This is a genomic window from Nocardioides terrigena (genome assembly GCF_003047265.1).
Taxonomy (GTDB): domain Bacteria; phylum Actinomycetota; class Actinomycetes; order Propionibacteriales; family Nocardioidaceae; genus Nocardioides; species Nocardioides terrigena.
In genome coordinates this window covers 236248-252491 of record NZ_PZYY01000004.1, presented here as the reverse complement: position 1 = coordinate 252491, position 16244 = coordinate 236248, and the positions used below count along the sequence as shown (strand labels likewise).

Sequence of the window (16244 nt, the reverse complement as noted above, 5' to 3'; positions counted from 1 at the left end):
CTCCCCGACATGACGAATGGAGAAGAGATGACGACGTTCGGCGTTCACTCCGAGGTGGGTCGGCTCCGGAAGGTGATGGTGCACCGGCCCGAGCTCAGCCTGCAGCGACTGACCCCGTCCAGCCACGACGGGCTGTTGTTCGACGACGTGCTCTGGGTCGAGCGGGCGCAGTACGAGCACGACCAGTTCGTGGCGAGGATGCGCGAGCGCGAGGTCGAGGTCTTCCTGCTGCGAGACCTGCTCGGGGAGACGCTGGCGGCGAGCGCCGAGGCGAAGGAGAAGCTGATCGGGCTCGCGGCCTCGGAGTTCACGGTGGGGATCTCCATGGTCGACGAGGTGCGCTCGGTCCTGGGGGCGATGGCCCCGGAGACGCTGGCCCGGCACCTGATCGGCGGACTGACGGTCGCGGAGTCCGGGCTGGACCTCGGGCGGCTGCGGTCGCGGTCCGTGATCGCGGCGGCCATCGACGACGAGAGCATGTTCGTGCTGCCGCCGCTCCCGAACACGTTGTTCACCCGGGACTCGTCGTGCTGGATCTACGGCGGCGTGACGATCAACCCGATGTTCTGGCCGGCGCGGCGCCTGGAGGCGTACAACGTCGCGGCGATCTACCGCTACCACCCGATGTTCGCCTCGAGCGACTTCGAGTACTGGTATCCACAGCTCGGCGACGACGACCGCTTCAACGCCCTGGACTTCGGCAAGGCCTCGCTGGAGGGCGGGGACGTGCAGCCGATCGGCAACGGGACGGTCCTGATCGGCATGAGCGAGCGCTCCCAGGCCCGCATGATCGAGCAGGTGGCGCGCTCCCTCTTCGCCACGGGCGGGGCGGAGCGAGTGGTGGCGGTCGTGATGACGAAGGACCGCGCCCACATGCACCTGGACACGGTGTTCACCATGCTCGACCGCGACGCGGTGACGGTCTATCCCCGAGTGATGGACCAGGTGCGGGCGATCAGCCTCCGCCCGGGCGTCAACGGCGCGGAGTTCCACGTCACCGAGGAGAAGGGCTTCATGTCGACCGTGGCGGACGCCCTCGGCGTGCGCGACCTGCGGGTGATCGAGACGGGTGGCGACACCTACCAGCAGGAGCGTGAGCAGTGGGACGACGGCAACAACGTCGTCGCCCTCGAGCCGGGCGTGGTCGTCGCCTACGAGCGCAACACCTACACCATCGAGAAGATGCGGGCCGCCGGCATCGAGGTGATCACCATCGAGGGCTTCGAGCTGGGCAAGGGTCGGGGTGGTGGTCACTGCATGACCTGCCCCCTGCAGCGGGACCCGCTGTGATGAGGCCACGATGAGCGTCGCGGTGCGGTGGGCCGTCGGTGCGGTGGCGGTCGTGCTGGTGGTGTGCATGATCATCTGGGCGCGCGGCGACGACCACCGCCGCGGCGACGACGTCGGCGCGCTCGGGACCACCTCAACCGTCGCGGGTCCGTGAGGTCGTCATGCGCAAGCGTGCGCCCCGTTCCGGCCCGCGGCCTCCCAGCCTCCTGGACGCCCTGCTGCCGGTCTTCGTCCTGATCGCCCTGCTCGCCCTGACGATCGTGCTCTTCGGGGTGAGCGCGACGGACGGCCCCCTCCAGGTCGCGCTGCTGCTGAGTGCGGCGTTCGCCAGCCTGGTCGCCTTCAAGAACGGCCACACGGTCGCATCGGTCGCCGACGCGGCCGTCAGTGGTGTGACCGTGGCGATGAGCGCGGTGTTCATCCTGCTCGCGGTCGGCTCCCTGATCGGCACCTGGAACATGGCGGGCACCATCCCCACCGTCGTCGACTACGGCGTCAGGATCGTCAGTCCGAGCTGGTTCTACGTCACGGCGGCCGTCGTGTGCGCCGTGGTGGGCATGGTGACCGGCAGCTCGTGGACGACGGCCGGGACCCTGGGCGTCGCCTTCGTCGGCATGAGCAGCGTCCTGGGTCTCGACGAGGCGATCGCGGCCGGAGCGGTCATCTGCGGGGCGTACTTCGGTGACAAGATGACGCCGCTCTCGGAGACGACAATCCTGGTGCCGCAGCTCGTCGGCGGCGGCCTGACGGTCGGGCAGCACGTGCGCAACATGATCTGGACAGCGGGACCGGCACTCGGGATCAGCCTCGTCGCCTTCTTCTTCCTCGGGCGCGCCGCCGATCCCGACGCCGCGATCAGCACCGACGAGGCCCGCGCAGCGCTGGCCTCGGCGTTCGACATCTCCGCCCTCACCCTGCTGCCGCTGATCTTGCTGGTGGTGCTGGCGGTGCTGCGGATGCCGCCGTTCCTGTCGATCCTCGGATCTGCAGTGTTCGCCGCCGTGCTCGCCCCGTTCCTCCAGTGGGACGCCGTGGTGGCGTTCGTCGACGACCCGAGCCTGGGCACCGTGGCGACCGCCGTCAAGGCCGGTTACGCGGCGATGGCGACCGGCTTCGTGAGCAACTCCGGCGTGCCCCAGATCGACGACCTGTTCTCCCGCGGCGGCATGACCAGCGTGCTCACCACGATCTGGCTCGTCCTCGGCGCGCTGTCGTTCGCGGCTGTGATGGAACGCGCCGGCTTCCTGCAGCGCATCCTGGAGCCGATCGTCTCGCGCACCCGCCGGCGCGGCTCCCTCATCGCATCGGTCACCGCCAGCGGCGTCGGCCTCAACGTGATCGCCGGCGACCAGTACGTCGCCGACGTGCTGCCCGCGCGGATGTTCCGCAAGGAGTTCGCTCGTCGGGGACTGGCACCCCAGGTGCTGTCCCGGGCGGTCGAGGACTCCGGAACGGTCACGTCCGTCCTGGTGCCGTGGAACACCTGCGGGGCCTACATGTCGGGAGTGCTCGGCGTCGCGACCGCCGCCTACTTCCCGTTCTGCTTCTTCAACCTGCTCAGCCCCCTGCTCGACATCCTGTACGGCTACCTCGGCTTCAAGGTGCCCCAGGCGGAAGCGCCCTGGGAGGACGAGGCGAAGACAGCCACCTTTGCGGCAGTAACCGGAGGAGACAACGATGAGTGACACAGGCACGACGGCCAGCGCCGCACCGAAGAAGGGGTTCAAGCTCCCCTCGGCGTACACGATCCTCTTCGCCCTGATCGCGCTGATGGCGGTCGCGACCTGGTTGATCCCCGCAGGCGTGTACGACCTCGACAAGAACGGGAGCCCGGTCCCCGGCACGTACCACTCGGTCGAGTCGCAGCCGGCGCGCATCCTCGTCGACTCGCTCACGGCTCCGATCAACGGTCTGTACGGCATCGAGAACGCCAAGGGCAACATCAACTACTACAACTCGGGCACCCTCTTCGGAGCGATCGACGTGGCCCTGTTCATCATCGTGATCGGTGGGTTCCTCGGCGTGACCATGCGGACCGGAGCCATCCAGGCCGGGATCGCCCGACTGGTGGCCCGGCTCAAGGGCCGGGAGCGGTGGATGATCCCGATCCTGATGTGCGTCTTCGCGCTCGGCGGGACGACGTACGGCATGGCGGAGGAGAGCCTCGCGTTCTACGCCCTCGTCATCGCCGTGATGATCGCGGCGGGGTACGACGCGCTCACCGGTGCCGCGGTCGTCCTGCTCGGATGTGGGATCGGGACGTTCGGCTCGACGATCAACCCGTTCGCCACCGGGATCGCGTCCGGGTTCGCCGACGTGTCGATCAGCGAGGGCCTGGTGCTGCGCGTGATCATGCTCGTCGTCGGCCTGGTGCTGGGGATCTTCTTCGTGCTCCGGTACGCCGACAAGGTCAAGGCCGACCCGTCCCACTCCGTCGTGGCGAACATGCGCGAGGAGAACGCGCGCCACTTCAGCGTCGACTCCACGGGGGGCGAGGTCGTCGTCAGCGGACGTCAGAAGACGATCCTGGTGGTGTTCGGCCTGGCCTTCCTCGTGATGATGTACGGCGTCATCCCCTGGGAGGACATGAACATCGGCCTGCCGACCCTGTGGTGGTGGTTCCCCGAGATGACCGCGTCCTTCATCCTCTTCAGCATCGTCATCGGTGTCATCGGCCGGATGTCCGAGGAGGACCTGACGACGTCGTTCGTCGACGGCGCGCGGGACCTCCTGGGAGTCGCCCTCATCATCGGGATCGCCCGCGGCATCACCGTGATCATGAACAACGGGAAGATCACCGACACCGTGCTCAACTGGGCCGAGCAGGCTCTCGGTGACGTCGGTCAGGCCGGCTTCGCCGTCGTGATGTTCCTGCTGTTCCTGCCGCTGTCGTTCCTGATCCCTTCGTCGTCCGGGCTCGCCACGGTCGCGATGCCGATCATGAGCCCGTTGGCCGGCTTCGCGGAGGTGCCGGCCGAGCTCGTCGTCACGGCGTTCCAGAGTGCGTCCGGGATCATGAACCTCTTCATCCCGACCTCTGCGGTCGTGATGGGTGGCCTGGCCATCGCGCGGGTCCCGTACGGCGCCTACCTGAGGTGGGTGTGGCCCCTCCTGGCGTCCCTCGCGTTGCTCAGCGTGCTGAGCCTGACCGCGGGAGCGCTGGTGGGCTGAGGGGCTGGGTCAGCCCCCCACGACCTCGCGGAGCCGGTCGAGCATGCTCTGCTCGCCCTCGCTGACCAGCTGGGCCTTGAAGCCCATGAAGCCGCCCTCCTTGGCGGCCTCGGCGGCCGCCTGGGCGCTCACGACCAGCCAGGCGCCGAACGCAGCCGTCTCCTCCGGGGTCGCCTTGGCCGTCACGAGGGCCTTGACCTCCCGCAGCTCCTCGAGCACGGCTTCGCCGGCCGGCTGGCTCGAGGGCTTGTAGCCCTTCAGCGGGTGCTGCCGCTGCTGCGCCATGGCCTGGACGTCGAGGGCCACCTCGGTCAGCAGCTCCTCGCGGCTCGGAGGACTGGTGGCGGACTTCATCGTCGCCATCGTCTCCTTGGCGGCTTCGATCGGGCCGCCGGGGTCGGCCAGGGAGATGGCCAGGCCGGCCACGAAGGGTGCCCGCACGATCCGGGTCCACTCGTCCTCGGCGAAATCGGTCTTCACGGTCACAGGCGTTTCCTTCCGGGGACGACAGATTCCGGTCAGTGTCCACGGTGATGGTGCGGATGTCACCCCCCCGACCAGTCCGCTCGGGTCAGGGCTTCGACGGAGGCCCGGATCACCCGAGCCGGATGAGGCACACCGCGCGAGGCGCCGGTGAGGATGGGGACGGCGACGTCAACGGCGTCCCCACCGACCACCGGAGGTTGCCATGCGCCCGAGCAGCATCAGCGCGGTGGCGAAGCGCGTGGCGGGCCTCCTGCTGCTCGCCCTGCTGCTGGCCGCGTGCGGCGGGGACGGCAGCGGGGACGGCACGCGGCCCTCGATCTCACCGACCCGCACACCCACGGCGGAGCTACCCACCACGACAGATCCCACGGAGCCCACAACCGAGCCGTCGACGGAGCCGACGACCGAGCCCACCGAGGAGCCGACGGAGGAGCCCACGGAGGAGCCCACCAGCGAGCTGCCCAGCCCGACCCGGACGCCGACCCGGACGCCGACCCGTACCGAGGAGCCGGAGCCCACGCAGACGTCGGAGCCGACCCCGACGGAGACGCCGACGGAGACCGCCCCTGAGACGGTCACGGAGTCACCGGAGGCGCAGGAACCCGAGGCCGAGCCCGCAGAGGAGGACGTCCCGGCCTGGGTCTGGTGGCTGGTGGCGGCACTGGTCCTCGGGAGCCTCGTGGCCATCCCCCTGGTGCTGCGGTCGCGGCGCCGCAGCGCGTGGGACCACGAGCTGGCCGCGGAGGAGGCCGAGGTCTCCTGGATGGCGCGGGAGCTGCTGCCCGAGCTGCGCCAGGCCGCCTCGCGGGAGGAGGTGGCGGGCGGTTGGACCGTGAGCCAAGCACGCGTGTCCGCCGCCGAGGACCGGCTGACCGTGCTGGAGTCCTCGGCGCCCGACGAGCCGCGGGGGGCACGGGCACGGGTGTTGCGGGACGCCTCACGAGCGGCGCGGGCCCAGATGCAACGGATCGTCGGCCCGGGTGCGCACGACACGTGGGCACTGGACCTGGACGCGATCATCATCGACCTCGAGACGGCGTTGCGACCGACCCCGGCCGACCCCGGCACCGCGCCACCCGAGGCACGCTGACCCGGCGACGGGCGAGACCCGAGCCGCGGCGCGAACAGGCCGCGACGAGGGCGCCCGAGTCAGCTCCAGAGCAGGACCGCGCCGACCAGCCCGGCGAGGACGATGCCGGTCCGCAGCAGGGTCGGGGGCAACCGGCGCCCGACCCGCGCCCCGACGTACCCGCCCACGACCGAGCCGGCGGCGAGGAGCAGCACGGCACGCCAGTCGAGGTCGGCCGCGAAGACGAAGATGACGCTGGCGACGAGGTTGGCCGCCAGCACGGCCAGGGTCTTGAGGGCGTTGGCCACCCGGAACGGCAGGTCGGTCCCGAGGCCGAGCACGGCGAGCATCATGACGCCCGAGCCGGCGCCGAAGTACCCGCCGTACACCCCGGTGATGGTCGCGAAGAAGCCCGTCACCGGCGAGACGTGCAGCCGGTCGTCGGCCCCCTCGGACCGGCGTGAGCGGAGGAGCGCGGACAGTCGCGGCTGGACGCCCACGAGCAGGCAGGTGCCGAGGATCAACCACGGCACCACGCTCTCGAAGACCGTCGCCGGCAACGCGAGGAGCAGCACCGCCCCGACCACCGAGCCGACGGCACAGGTGGCGAGCACGACCGCCGCGACGCGGGGGTGCTCGCGCAGCTCGGACCGGTAGCCCCACGACCCGCTGATCGCGCCGGGCGTCAGGCCGACCGTGTTGGAGGCGTTGGCCACCACCGGCGGGAGCCCCACGGCGACCAGCACCGGAAAGCTGAGGAGCGAGGCGATCCCGACCGTCGAGGTGAGGATCCCGGCGCCCAGCCCGGCCAGCAGCACGACGAGCTGCTCGAGCGGGGTCACTGCGGCCGGAGCACGGCGACGTCGCTCACCATCTCGACGTGGGCGTGCATGGCGCGCGCGGCGCCCTCCGGGTCGCCCGCCCGGATCGCGTCGGCGATCGCCCGGTGCCCGGCGAGGGAGGCCCGCGGCCGGTCGGGCTGCGACAGCGACTCGATGCGGGTCTCCCGGATCAGGTCGGCGATCTCGGCCATCAACCGCGACAGCAGGAGGCTGTGGGACGCCGCGGTCACCGCGGCGTGGAAGGTCTCGTCGCCCTCGACCCCCCGACCCCCGGCCTCGATGTCGGCCTCCATGCCGGCCAGGGCGTCCTCGATGCGGTCGAGATCGGCCTCGGTACGCCGCGCGGCTGCGAGGCTGGCGATCTTGGTCTCCAGCGCGTCGCGGGTCTCGATGATCTCGGGCAGCCGGTGGGCGTGCGCCCGGACCGCGTCGATGATCCTGGAGGGCCCGGGCGACTGGGCGACGACCGTCCCGTCGCCGTGCCGCACCGCGACGGCGCCGATCACTTCGAGCGCGACCAGGGCCTGGCTGAGGGTGGCGCGGCTGACGCCGAGCCGGGCCGCGAGCTCGCGCTCGGGCGGCAGCTTGTCGCCGGGCTTGAGGTCGTGCTCGCCGATCCACGTCGAGATCTGCTCGGCCACCTGCTCGTAGAGGCGGACCCGGGCCAGGGGCGCGGGGAAGGAGGCCTCGGGGCGTCGTGGCGGAGGCGGGATCGCGTCGGACATGACCCCAGCCTATTGACAGATGGCTCAGAGGGCTATTGGCTAGGCCACTGATCCAGTACGTGACGCCGGTCACGTCGATGGCCTCGGGCCATCACCGACAGAGGGAGAGTCCTATGGGACCGGAATGGGTGGCGATCCTCGCCTTGGTCGCCCTGTTCGTCGTGGGCACGCTGCTGCCCATCAACATGGGGGCGCTGGCGTACGTCGCCGCGTGGTTCGTGGGCATGTACGCCCTGGACCTGACCGAGAAGGAGATCCTCGCCGGGGTCAGCGGTGACCTGATCCTGACGCTGATCGGAGTGACCTACCTCTTCGCCATCGCGCGCAACAACGGCACCGTCGACCTGATCGTGCGTACGGCGGTCAAGGGCGTCGGTGGTCGGGTGGCGCTCATCCCGTGGGTGATGTTCGCGGTGACCGCGGTGCTGACCGGCATCGGCGCCGTCAGCCCGGCGGCCTGCGCGATCATCGGCCCGATCGCCCTCGGCTTCGCCGGCCGCTACGGCATCAGCCCGCTGATGATGGGCATGTTCGTCGTGCACGGCGCCCAGGCCGGCGGCTTCTCGCCGATCAGCATCTACGGCGTCATCACCAACTCCGTCATGGAGGAGGCCGGCCTGCCCTCCAGCGAGATCACCGTCTTCCTCGCCAGCCTGATCGTCAACACGATCATGGCCGCGATCCTCTTCGTGGCGCTCGGCGGTCGCAAGCTGATGGCGATGCGGATCGACCCCGACGACCCCGACACCCTGGACGAGGACCTGCACCGCGGCGGTCCCACGGTCCAGGCCCGTGGAACCGGCGCCTCCACCATGACCGGCACCCAGGCCGTGGGCGTACGCCACGACCAGCTGCTGACCCTCGTGGCCTTCGTCGCCGTCGCGCTCGTCGCCCTCGTCTTCGACAAGAACATCGGCTTCGTCGCCATCACCGCCGCCGTCATCCTGGCGATGCTGGCCCCCAACGAGCACAAGGACGCGGTCAAGCAGATCGCCTGGCCCACGGTCCTCCTGGTCGCCGGTGTCAGCACCTACGCGACGATCCTGACCACCGCGGGCTCGCCGGAGTTCGTCGGCACGTGGGCCGCCGGGCTCGGGGCGGCCGCGATCGGCGCGCTGATCCTCTGCTACGTCGGCGGGGTCGTCTCGGCCTTTGCCTCGTCCACGGCGCTGCTGCCGGTGATCATCCCCATCGGTGTGCCGCTCATCGCCGACGGCGGCATCAACGCCGCGCTCTTCGTCGCCGCGCTCGCGGTGTCGTCGACGATCGTCGACGTCAGCCCGTTCTCGACCAACGGCGCGCTCATGCTGGCCAACCGGCCCGACTCCATCAGCGAGCCCGTCTACTACAAGCAGATCCTGACCTACGGAGTGATCGTCACCCTGGTCGGCCCGCTGCTCGTGTGGGGCGCCCTGGTCCTGCCGGGGTGGGGCTCGTGACCGCTCCGCTGGCCGGCATCCTCGTCGTCGACCTCTCCCGTGCCCTCGCCGGACCGCACGCCACGATGATGATGGGCGACCTCGGTGCCCGGATCGTCAAGGTCGAGGCCCCGGGGCACGGGGACGACACCCGCGGCTGGGGCCCGCCGTTCGTCGGGCCGGAGGACGACCGCCAGTCGACGTACTTCCTCTCCGCCAACCGCAACAAGGAGTCCATCGCCCTCGACCTCAAGGACGAGGCCGACCGCGACATGCTGCTGCGGCTGGTGGACCGGGCCGACGTGCTGGTGGAGAACTTCCGCACCGGCGTCCTCGAGCGGCTCGGCCTGGGCATCGACGCGCTGATGGAGCGCAATCCGCGGCTCGTGGTCCTCTCGATCACCGGCTTCGGGCACGACGGCCCGGAGGGCGGGCGCGCCGGCTACGACCAGATCGCCCAGGGCGAGGCCGGCCTGATGTCGCTCACCGGCTCCGGTCCCGACGACCCGCAGCGGGTCGGCGTACCGATCGGTGACCTGCTCGCTGGGATGTACGGCGCGTACGGCGTCCTCGCCGCGCTGCACGAGCGGTCCACCACCGGCAAGGGACAGGTCGTGCGCACGTCCCTGCTGTCCGCGGTCGTCGGCGTGCACGCCTTCCAGGGCTCGCGCTGGACGGTGGCCGGCGAGGTCGGCCGCGCCCAGGGCAACCACCATCCCTCGATCTCGCCGTACGGCCTGTTCCGCTGCCGCGACGGCGCGGTCCAGATCGCGGTGGGCAGCGAGGGCCTGTGGAAGCGGCTCTGCGCCGGGTTCGACATCGACCCCGCGACCCCCGGGCTCGAGACCAACGGCGACCGGGTCGGGGCGCGCGAGCGCACCATCGAGGTCGTCGAGGCGGCCTTCGCCGACTGGGACGCCGAGCCCCTGCTCGCCCGCCTCGCCGAGGTCGGCGTACCGGCCGGAAAGGTGCGCAGCCTCGACGAGGTCTACGAGTGGGACCAGACCCGCAGCCAGGGCCTGCTCGTCGACGTGGAGCACGCGTCCCTCGGGAGGGTGACCCTGCCGGGTCCGCCGCTGCGCTTCTTCGACGCGGCGGGCGGCGAGACCACGCCTCGCGACCACGCGGCCCCGCCGCTCCTGGACCAGCACGGCGAGTCCGTGCGCACCTGGCTGGAGGAGTCGTGACCACCACCGCGGAGGTACGCCGCCGCTGGGGCGCCGAGGACCTCCTCGGCCTCGTCCTCGACGAGGGCTCGTGGGAGTCCTGGGACCGGCCGATCGACATCTCGGGGCACGACGAGGGCTACCAGCGCGAGCTCGTCGCGGCCCGGAAGAAGGCCGGCACGGACGAGTCCGTCATCACCGGCCGCGGCCTGGTCCGCGGCCGGCCGGTGGCGGTGGTCGCCAACGAGTTCCGCTTCCTCGCCGGCTCCATCGGGCGGGACGCGGCTGGACGCATCACCGCCGCCGTACGCCGCGCGACCGCCGAGGGCCTGCCGCTCCTGGCGACCACGGCGTCGGGCGGGACCCGGATGCAGGAGGGGACGCCGGCCTTCGTCGAGATGGTCGAGATCACCCGGGCGATCGGCGCCCACAAGGCCGCCGGGCTGCCCTACCTCGTGCAGCTGCGCCACCCCACCACCGGTGGCGTCTACGCCTCGTGGGGCTCGCTCGGCCACGTGACCGTCGCCGAGCCGGGCGCCCTGGTGGGCTTCCTCGGGCCGAAGGTCTACGAGGCGCTCAACGGCGAACCGTTCCCGACCGGCGTGCAGCAGGCGGAGAACCTCGCCGCCAAGGGCGTCATCGACGCCGTGGTGGCGGCCGAGGACCTGCCCGAGCTGGTCGACCGCTCGCTGCGGGTCCTGCTGGACCCGGCCGAGCCGCCGTCGCTCCCGCGCCGCGACCCCACCGCCCTCACCACGCGCACCGCGTGGGAGTCGGTCGGGATCACCCGCCTGCCCGGACGTGCGGGCGTGCGCGACCTCCTGCGCTACGGCGCCGCCGACACCCTGCGCCTGCGCGGCACCGACGAGGGGGAGCGCGACGAGACGGTGATCGTGGCGCTCACCCGGCTCGACGGCCAGCCGTGCGTGCTCGTCGGCCAGGACCGGACCCGCCAGGACGCCGATCGGGCGATGGGCCCGGCCGCGCTCCGCGAGGCCCGGCGGGCGATGAACCTCGCCGAGGAGCTCGGCCTCCCGCTCGTCACGGTGATCGACACCCCGGGCGCCGAGCTGTCGGTCTCCGCGGAGGAGCGGGCCGTGGCCGGCGAGATCGCCCGCTGCATCGCCACCATGACCCGGATGCGGGTGCCGACCCTCGCGGTCCTGCTCGGCCAGGGCTGCGGAGGCGGCGCGCTCGCGCTGCTGCCCGCCCGCCGCGTGCTGGCCGCGCAGCACGCCTGGCTCTCCCCGCTGCCGCCCGAGGGGGCGAGCGTGATCGTCCACGGCGACACCACGCACGCCGAGGAGATGGCGACCCGTCAGCAGGTGCGGGCCCTCGACCTGGCCGCCAACGGGACGGTCCACCGCATCGTCCCCGAGCGCGAGGACGACGACGCCCGCTCGCTCGCCCGCGCCGTCGCGGCCGAGTGCGCGGCGATGCTCGTCAGCATGGCGGTCGACGGGGAGCGCGACCGGCGCTGATCTCTGCTGCTCCGGCTCGAGTGTGGCTTCGGTGTCCCCTGCTGGTGGCACCGAAGCCACACCCACCTCAGCCGGCGGGCGGATGCCGGAGGGCGGATGGGCGGATGGCGGCCCAGCAGGTCCACCGGGTGGACCGCAGGGGCCGCTGTCTCGCATGCAGGTCAGGAGGTGCCCGGTCAGGTGCGAGCGCTGGCGTAGCCCAGCGCGGCCGCGAGCCCGAGCGCGCTGCGGGGCTCGTACGCCGCACGCCACAGGCCGCCGTGCACCGCGGCGTACGCCTCGTCTTGCCACGGGTGGTCGTGCGTCGGCAGGTCGGTGCTGAGGTCGTGGACGAGCAGGGCGGCCATCAGCGTGTTGGCGGTGTCCGGCTCGAAGATCTCGACGCCGAAGCGGTGCGCGCCGGCGAAGGCGGCGGCCAGGGCGCGGTTCTTGACGACCGAGCGGGTCCGGGTGGACGGCGCGACGTGGAAGGACACCAGGGTGCCGTCGCGGCGGGCGACGGCGGCCCGCCAGCGCTGGATGCGCTTGGCCAGCGCGTAGTTGGGGCCCTGCACCGGCACGATCGCGTCGCTGATGCCGGGGTCGGCGGCGGGCGGGTAGGCCCGGTGCAGCAGCCGGCCGCGGGTGGCCCAGCGCAGCGGCCGGCCGACCAGCTTGGCCGCACCGGAGCGCTCGCGGTAGGCGCGGGTGGACTGCTCGACCGCCTCACGCGGGACGACGAAGGCGTCGGTCGGGGTGGCGAGGAAGGCCAGCGCGGTGTCCGGTCGCGCGGCGATGAGCCGGGTGGCGAGGGCGTCGGCTGCGGCGGCGACGCGGACGTGGGTGCCGCCGTCGGCGTAGAGGTAGTTGCCCAGCACCAGGCGCCCGTCGAGCGCAGCCAGCCAGTCGGACACCTCGGGCACCTCGGCGAGGAGGTCGGCGCCGAACGACCCGTCCTCGGAAACCGACGCGTCGAAGGGGACGAGCAGCCGACCGGCGCCGGCGCGGGCGGTGCGCTGCACGCGCTCCCACAGTGCCGTGCGGGGGAGGTCGACGGCGGCGACGGTCGCGCCCCAGCGGAGCAGCGCGGCGAGCGGGCCCATCTCCGCGCCAGCACCGAGCACGGCCACGGTCCGGCCCTCGAGCCGCAGCCACTCGGGGTGGTCGATGACGAGTCCGACGGCCGTGGCCACCGACGGCTCCATCACCCCGCAAGCCACCCACGCGTCGAGCTGGGTGCGAAGGTCGTCACCGCGCAGCTCACGCCCGCGGTAGGGGAGCACGAGCTCGACCTGGGGCTCCCCCTCGCCGAGCACCTCGACCGTGCCGAGGGTCCGCTTGGAGGGTGCGGTGGCCAGCGAGGACAGCGGGGCCTCGGACCCGTCGTCGGCCGCGACGACGAGGGTGCGGCGTACGGCGTCGAGGCCGGCGTCGGCGATCGCGAGCCAGGCCTCCGGCCCGGCGACGCCCGCCTCCACGAGCCGGCGGAGGTGCAGCACGTAACCGCTGCGCCACGCCGTCTCCTGCTCGGCGCCGAGGGCCCCGACCGGGTCGACGGGGCGCAGGGCGTCGGCCACGACGGCCCGCCCGGCGCGGGTGGTGCTGCGGCGGCCGTCGGCGTCGGCGGGGAAGGAGACTCCATGGGTCATGGGTCCCATCATGGGCCAGCCACCGTGCGGGTGGACCCGCGGCTACGGTGGGGGTCTCGGAAGGAGTTCCCATGACGTCAGGTGACGACGTGAAGGACGCGGACGCGGCGCTGGTCAACGGCGAGGCACCTCCGTCACGGCACGTCCCGCTCGACCGCGGACGGATCCTCGACGCCGCGATCTCCTACATCGACGAGCAGGGACTCGCGGGGCTGACGATGCGTCGCCTCGGGCAGGCCCTCGGTGTCGAGGCGATGGCGCTCTACCGCTACGTCGCCGGCAAGGAGGAGCTCCTCGACGGCGTGGTGGACCGGCTCGTGGCCGGCATGCAGGCGGACGACCAGGTGCTCGACCGACCCAGCGACGGCTGGCAGGACTTCGTGCAGCGGCTCGCCCACGGCGTACGGCGCGTGGCGCTGGCGCACCCCAAGGCCTTCCCGTTGGTCGCGTCCCGACCGCCCGAGGCGCCGTGGCTGCGTCCGCCGCTGCGCAGCCTGGAGTGGGTGGAGGCGTTCCTGGCCGGCCTGGAGTCGGAGGGCTTCTCCGACGAGGCGGCGGTGGCGGCCTACCGCGCGTTCACCAGCTTCCTCCTCGGTCACCTCCTCCTCGAGGTCTCCACGCTCGGCGCGGACCTCGGCCCGCTCGACGTCATGGAGGAGTCGGTGGAGCCCGGTCTCGAGGACTTCCCGATGGTGAGCCGGCTGCGCCGCCAGCTCGCGGAGGACAAGGCGGCGGTGGAGTTCGAGGAGGCGCTCGAGGAGCTCCTCAACCGGATGGCGCTGGTCCGCCAGGAGGGCGACGGCGGCTGAGCCCGCCGGCGGGAGCGGCCACCCCTAGGGCGGAGGCCGCTAGGTGGTGTGCCCGGGGTGTGCTTGGTTTACAACGTAAACCGCTTCATCCCACTCCCTGTTGGAGGCACCACTCTCATGGAAGACACTCTCCGGGACGGCCTGCGCGACGGCGTCAGCACCGTCAGCGAGTTCCTGCCCAAGCTGTTCCTGTTCCTCATCATCCTCATCGTCGGCCTGCTGATCGCCAAGGGCATCTCCAAGGCGCTCAACGCCGTGCTCGAGCGGGTCGGCTTCGACCGCGCCGTCGAGCGGGGAGGCGTCAAGCGCGCCATGGCCAACTCGAAGATGGACGCGAGCGACGTGGTCGCCAAGCTCATCTACTACACGCTCATGCTCTTCGTGCTGCAGCTCGCCTTCGGCGTCTTCGGCCCCAACGCGATCAGCGACCTGATCGAGCGCGTGATCACGTTCCTCCCCAGCCTGATCGTGGCCATCATCATCATCGTGGTCGCCTCGGCGATCGCCGCGGCGGTCAAGACGCTCATCGAGGGCACCCTCGGCGGCCTGTCCTACGGGCGGACCATCGCCAACGTGGCCTCGGTCTTCATCCTGTTCCTCGGTGTCGTCGCCGCGCTCAACCAGATCGGCGTCGCCACCACGGTGACCCTGCCCGTCCTCATCGCGATCCTGGCGACCGTGGCCGGCATCCTCATCGTGGGCGTGGGCGGCGGTCTCGTCCGTCCCATGCAGCAGCGCTGGGAGGGCTACCTCACCAAGGCCGAGGAGGAGGCGCCCCGCATCAAGCAGCACGCGGCCGCCGCTCCCTCGGTGGAGACGCAGGCCCGCCACCAGGCGGCCCGGGTCAACGACCACGTCTGAGTCTACGACGCGCGCATCGGCCCCCGTCTCCCGCACGGGAGGCGGGGGCCGTCGCCGCTGCGGGGGGTCAGCGGTCGGGGGGCTCCGGGTCGTCCGCGGAGTCGTCGGCCACCAGCTGGAGCCGGTGGCGGGGCGGCTGCGGCTGCTGGCGGCCCAGCTCACCGCCGATGCGGCCGCCGTGGGGCCGGCCGTGGTCGGCGTACTCCTCGCGCAGGAAGGCCAGGATGCGTGCCGGGCCGGGGCCGAGCTCGATGCGGCTCGACGAGCGCAGGATCGAGCTGCCGACGCGGCGCCCGTGCACCCGCACCTCGGCGTCGCCGATGGCGGTGACGACGAACTCGTCCTCGTCGTCGTGGACCACCTGGGCGTGCACCGGGGCCAGGCCGGGCAGCACGATGTCGCACGACGGGTCGGACCCGATGGTGGTGCGGTCCTGCTGCAGCCAGTGGACCGGGTGGGCGCTGCGGGTGATGCCAGGACCGGGACGTTCGACGAGGCGCGGCAGGCCGCCGCGGCCGGGGTCATGGGTCGTGGTCACCCGGCGGACCGGGCGCCGCAGGAAGGTCGGCGCGACGGGGAACGGGGTGGGTGGCGGCAGCAGTGCCGGGCCGGGGAGCGCGGAGGTGTCGTTGCGCAACCGGCCCCGTCCGGCCGACACGACGCCGCGGATGCCGGCGACACGCATGTGCGCGCTGCGGGTGAACGGGCGCTGCCACCACGGGCAGCGCACGTTGCCGAGGGTCACGAGCGGGACGTCGTCGGCGTCGCGCACCTGCACCGAGATGCCCAGGTCGGCCAGCTCGGTGGCGATCCGGCGCAGCCCCGCCGCGTCGGCGCCGCCGGCGAAGGCGGCCGGGTCGCTGACCCGCAGGGTGAGAGCGCTGCCGCGACCGGTGAGCGATCCCGTGACGGGCGGGTGTCCCGGGGTGTCGACCCGGAAGCAGACGTCCGCCTCGACGCGGGTCCGCAGCGTGGTCACGCCGCTTCCGGGGAGGGCCCCCGGGTGGTGTCGTCGTCGGTGGAGATGCGCAGCGTGCCGTCGATCTTCCAGGTCGCCCGCGGCGCCTTGGGACCGGTGTCGCGCGGCACCTCGACCGACATGTCGACGAACTGGTAGTTGATGGCCGCCCGACGTCCCGTGAGGAACGACCACATCTCCCGACCGAGGTCGCTCCAGTCCACGACCGAGTCGGCGCGGAATTCAGTCTGGTCCTGCGTCATGGTGAGCCTCCGGGTGAGGTAGGGTCTGCCTGAAGTTAGACACAAAACTTCGACAAACTGTTTAGGTATGGAGTGAG

Annotated in this window: 16 protein-coding genes; 10 read left to right on the top strand and 6 right to left on the bottom strand. The window is 72.0% G+C overall.

Translation table 11 applies throughout. The annotated features are described in order from the left end of the window. Positions 1-9: 9 nt before the first annotated feature. The 4 genes from DAE25_RS10490 to DAE25_RS10480 are packed head-to-tail and all read left to right on the top strand — an operon-like array spanning position 10 to position 4461. Positions 10-1290 carry an arginine deiminase gene (locus DAE25_RS10490; RefSeq protein ID WP_456093765.1) on the top strand — a complete coding sequence of 427 codons (1281 nt, stop codon included), beginning with the start codon at positions 10-12 and terminating at the stop codon, positions 1288-1290. Positions 1291-1300: 10 nt separating this feature from the next. Then, a complete protein-coding gene (locus tag DAE25_RS23145; RefSeq protein ID WP_159083674.1) occupies positions 1301-1444 on the top strand; it encodes a hypothetical protein in 144 nt (47 codons plus the stop codon). A gap of 7 nt (positions 1445-1451) precedes the next feature. Further along, positions 1452-2975 (top strand): Na+/H+ antiporter NhaC family protein, encoded by a 1524-nt coding sequence (locus tag DAE25_RS10485; RefSeq protein WP_107766150.1) that lies wholly within the window; start codon positions 1452-1454, stop codon positions 2973-2975. Next, entirely contained in the window at positions 2968-4461 is a 1494-nt protein-coding gene (locus DAE25_RS10480) for a YfcC family protein (protein ID WP_107766149.1), read from the top strand. Before DAE25_RS10485 ends, DAE25_RS10480 begins: the two co-directional genes overlap by 8 nt. A gap of 9 nt (positions 4462-4470) precedes the next feature. Here DAE25_RS10480 and DAE25_RS10475 read toward each other — a convergent pair whose 3' ends face one another. After that, complete coding sequence (locus tag DAE25_RS10475) at positions 4471-4947, bottom strand: hypothetical protein (RefSeq protein ID WP_107766148.1); 477 nt, start codon at positions 4945-4947, stop codon at positions 4471-4473. Between the two features lie 202 nt (positions 4948-5149). Here DAE25_RS10475 and DAE25_RS10470 point away from each other — a divergent pair, with 202 nt between their 5' ends. Beyond that, entirely contained in the window at positions 5150-6037 is an 888-nt protein-coding gene (locus DAE25_RS10470) for a hypothetical protein (RefSeq protein WP_107766147.1), read from the top strand. Between the two features lie 59 nt (positions 6038-6096). Here the strand turns inward: DAE25_RS10470 and DAE25_RS10465 are convergent, their stop codons facing one another. Beyond that, on the bottom strand, positions 6097-6858 hold the full coding sequence (locus DAE25_RS10465) for a sulfite exporter TauE/SafE family protein (RefSeq protein WP_107766146.1): 762 nt from the start codon (positions 6856-6858) through the stop codon (positions 6097-6099). Further along, positions 6855-7583 (bottom strand): FadR/GntR family transcriptional regulator, encoded by a 729-nt coding sequence (locus tag DAE25_RS10460; protein ID WP_107766145.1) that lies wholly within the window; start codon positions 7581-7583, stop codon positions 6855-6857. The genes DAE25_RS10465 and DAE25_RS10460 overlap by 4 nt, the downstream gene beginning before the upstream one ends. Positions 7584-7696: 113 nt before the next feature. Here DAE25_RS10460 and DAE25_RS10455 point away from each other — a divergent pair, with 113 nt between their 5' ends. The 3 genes from DAE25_RS10455 to DAE25_RS10445 are packed head-to-tail and all read left to right on the top strand — an operon-like array spanning position 7697 to position 11648. Beyond that, positions 7697-9022, top strand: a complete 1326-nt coding sequence (locus DAE25_RS10455; RefSeq protein ID WP_107766144.1) for an SLC13 family permease — start codon at positions 7697-7699, stop codon at positions 9020-9022. Then, positions 9019-10188, top strand: coding sequence for a CaiB/BaiF CoA transferase family protein (locus tag DAE25_RS10450; RefSeq protein ID WP_107766357.1), 1170 nt, complete (start codon positions 9019-9021; stop codon positions 10186-10188). Before DAE25_RS10455 ends, DAE25_RS10450 begins: the two co-directional genes overlap by 4 nt. Continuing rightward, positions 10185-11648 carry a carboxyl transferase domain-containing protein gene (locus tag DAE25_RS10445; protein ID WP_107766143.1) on the top strand — a complete coding sequence of 488 codons (1464 nt, stop codon included), beginning with the start codon at positions 10185-10187 and terminating at the stop codon, positions 11646-11648. Before DAE25_RS10450 ends, DAE25_RS10445 begins: the two co-directional genes overlap by 4 nt. Before the next feature lie 176 nt (positions 11649-11824). Here the strand turns inward: DAE25_RS10445 and DAE25_RS10440 are convergent, their stop codons facing one another. Further along, positions 11825-13276, bottom strand: a complete 1452-nt coding sequence (locus DAE25_RS10440; RefSeq protein ID WP_107766142.1) for a hypothetical protein — start codon at positions 13274-13276, stop codon at positions 11825-11827. A gap of 71 nt (positions 13277-13347) precedes the next feature. Between DAE25_RS10440 and DAE25_RS10435 the strand changes: the two genes are divergently transcribed. Continuing rightward, on the top strand, positions 13348-14085 hold the full coding sequence (locus DAE25_RS10435) for a TetR/AcrR family transcriptional regulator C-terminal domain-containing protein (protein WP_107766141.1): 738 nt from the start codon (positions 13348-13350) through the stop codon (positions 14083-14085). Positions 14086-14202: 117 nt separating this feature from the next. Then, positions 14203-14946 carry a mechanosensitive ion channel family protein gene (locus tag DAE25_RS10430; RefSeq protein ID WP_107766140.1) on the top strand — a complete coding sequence of 248 codons (744 nt, stop codon included), beginning with the start codon at positions 14203-14205 and terminating at the stop codon, positions 14944-14946. Positions 14947-15013: 67 nt separating this feature from the next. Here DAE25_RS10430 and DAE25_RS10425 read toward each other — a convergent pair whose 3' ends face one another. After that, positions 15014-15925, bottom strand: coding sequence for an FHA domain-containing protein (locus DAE25_RS10425; RefSeq protein WP_107766139.1), 912 nt, complete (start codon positions 15923-15925; stop codon positions 15014-15016). Beyond that, positions 15922-16167 (bottom strand): hypothetical protein, encoded by a 246-nt coding sequence (locus DAE25_RS10420; protein ID WP_056887950.1) that lies wholly within the window; start codon positions 16165-16167, stop codon positions 15922-15924. The genes DAE25_RS10425 and DAE25_RS10420 overlap by 4 nt, the downstream gene beginning before the upstream one ends. Between the last annotated feature and the right edge of the window lie 77 nt (positions 16168-16244).

What these genes read in the sequence shown, in the direction of transcription:
- DAE25_RS10490 (WP_456093765.1), top strand. Translation starts at nt 10, where the DNA reads ATGACGAATGGAGAAGAGATGACGACGTTCGGCGTTCACTCCGAGGTG.
- DAE25_RS23145 (WP_159083674.1), top strand. Translation starts at nt 1,301, where the DNA reads ATGAGCGTCGCGGTGCGGTGGGCCGTCGGTGCGGTGGCGGTCGTGCTG.
- DAE25_RS10485 (WP_107766150.1), top strand. Translation starts at nt 1,452, where the DNA reads ATGCGCAAGCGTGCGCCCCGTTCCGGCCCGCGGCCTCCCAGCCTCCTG.
- DAE25_RS10480 (WP_107766149.1), top strand. Translation starts at nt 2,968, where the DNA reads ATGAGTGACACAGGCACGACGGCCAGCGCCGCACCGAAGAAGGGGTTC.
- DAE25_RS10470 (WP_107766147.1), top strand. Translation starts at nt 5,150, where the DNA reads ATGCGCCCGAGCAGCATCAGCGCGGTGGCGAAGCGCGTGGCGGGCCTC.
- DAE25_RS10460 (WP_107766145.1), bottom strand. Translation starts at nt 7,583, where the DNA reads ATGTCCGACGCGATCCCGCCTCCGCCACGACGCCCCGAGGCCTCCTTC.
- DAE25_RS10455 (WP_107766144.1), top strand. Translation starts at nt 7,697, where the DNA reads ATGGGACCGGAATGGGTGGCGATCCTCGCCTTGGTCGCCCTGTTCGTC.
- DAE25_RS10440 (WP_107766142.1), bottom strand. Translation starts at nt 13,276, where the DNA reads ATGACCCATGGAGTCTCCTTCCCCGCCGACGCCGACGGCCGCCGCAGC.
- DAE25_RS10435 (WP_107766141.1), top strand. Translation starts at nt 13,348, where the DNA reads ATGACGTCAGGTGACGACGTGAAGGACGCGGACGCGGCGCTGGTCAAC.
- DAE25_RS10430 (WP_107766140.1), top strand. Translation starts at nt 14,203, where the DNA reads ATGGAAGACACTCTCCGGGACGGCCTGCGCGACGGCGTCAGCACCGTC.
- DAE25_RS10420 (WP_056887950.1), bottom strand. Translation starts at nt 16,167, where the DNA reads ATGACGCAGGACCAGACTGAATTCCGCGCCGACTCGGTCGTGGACTGG.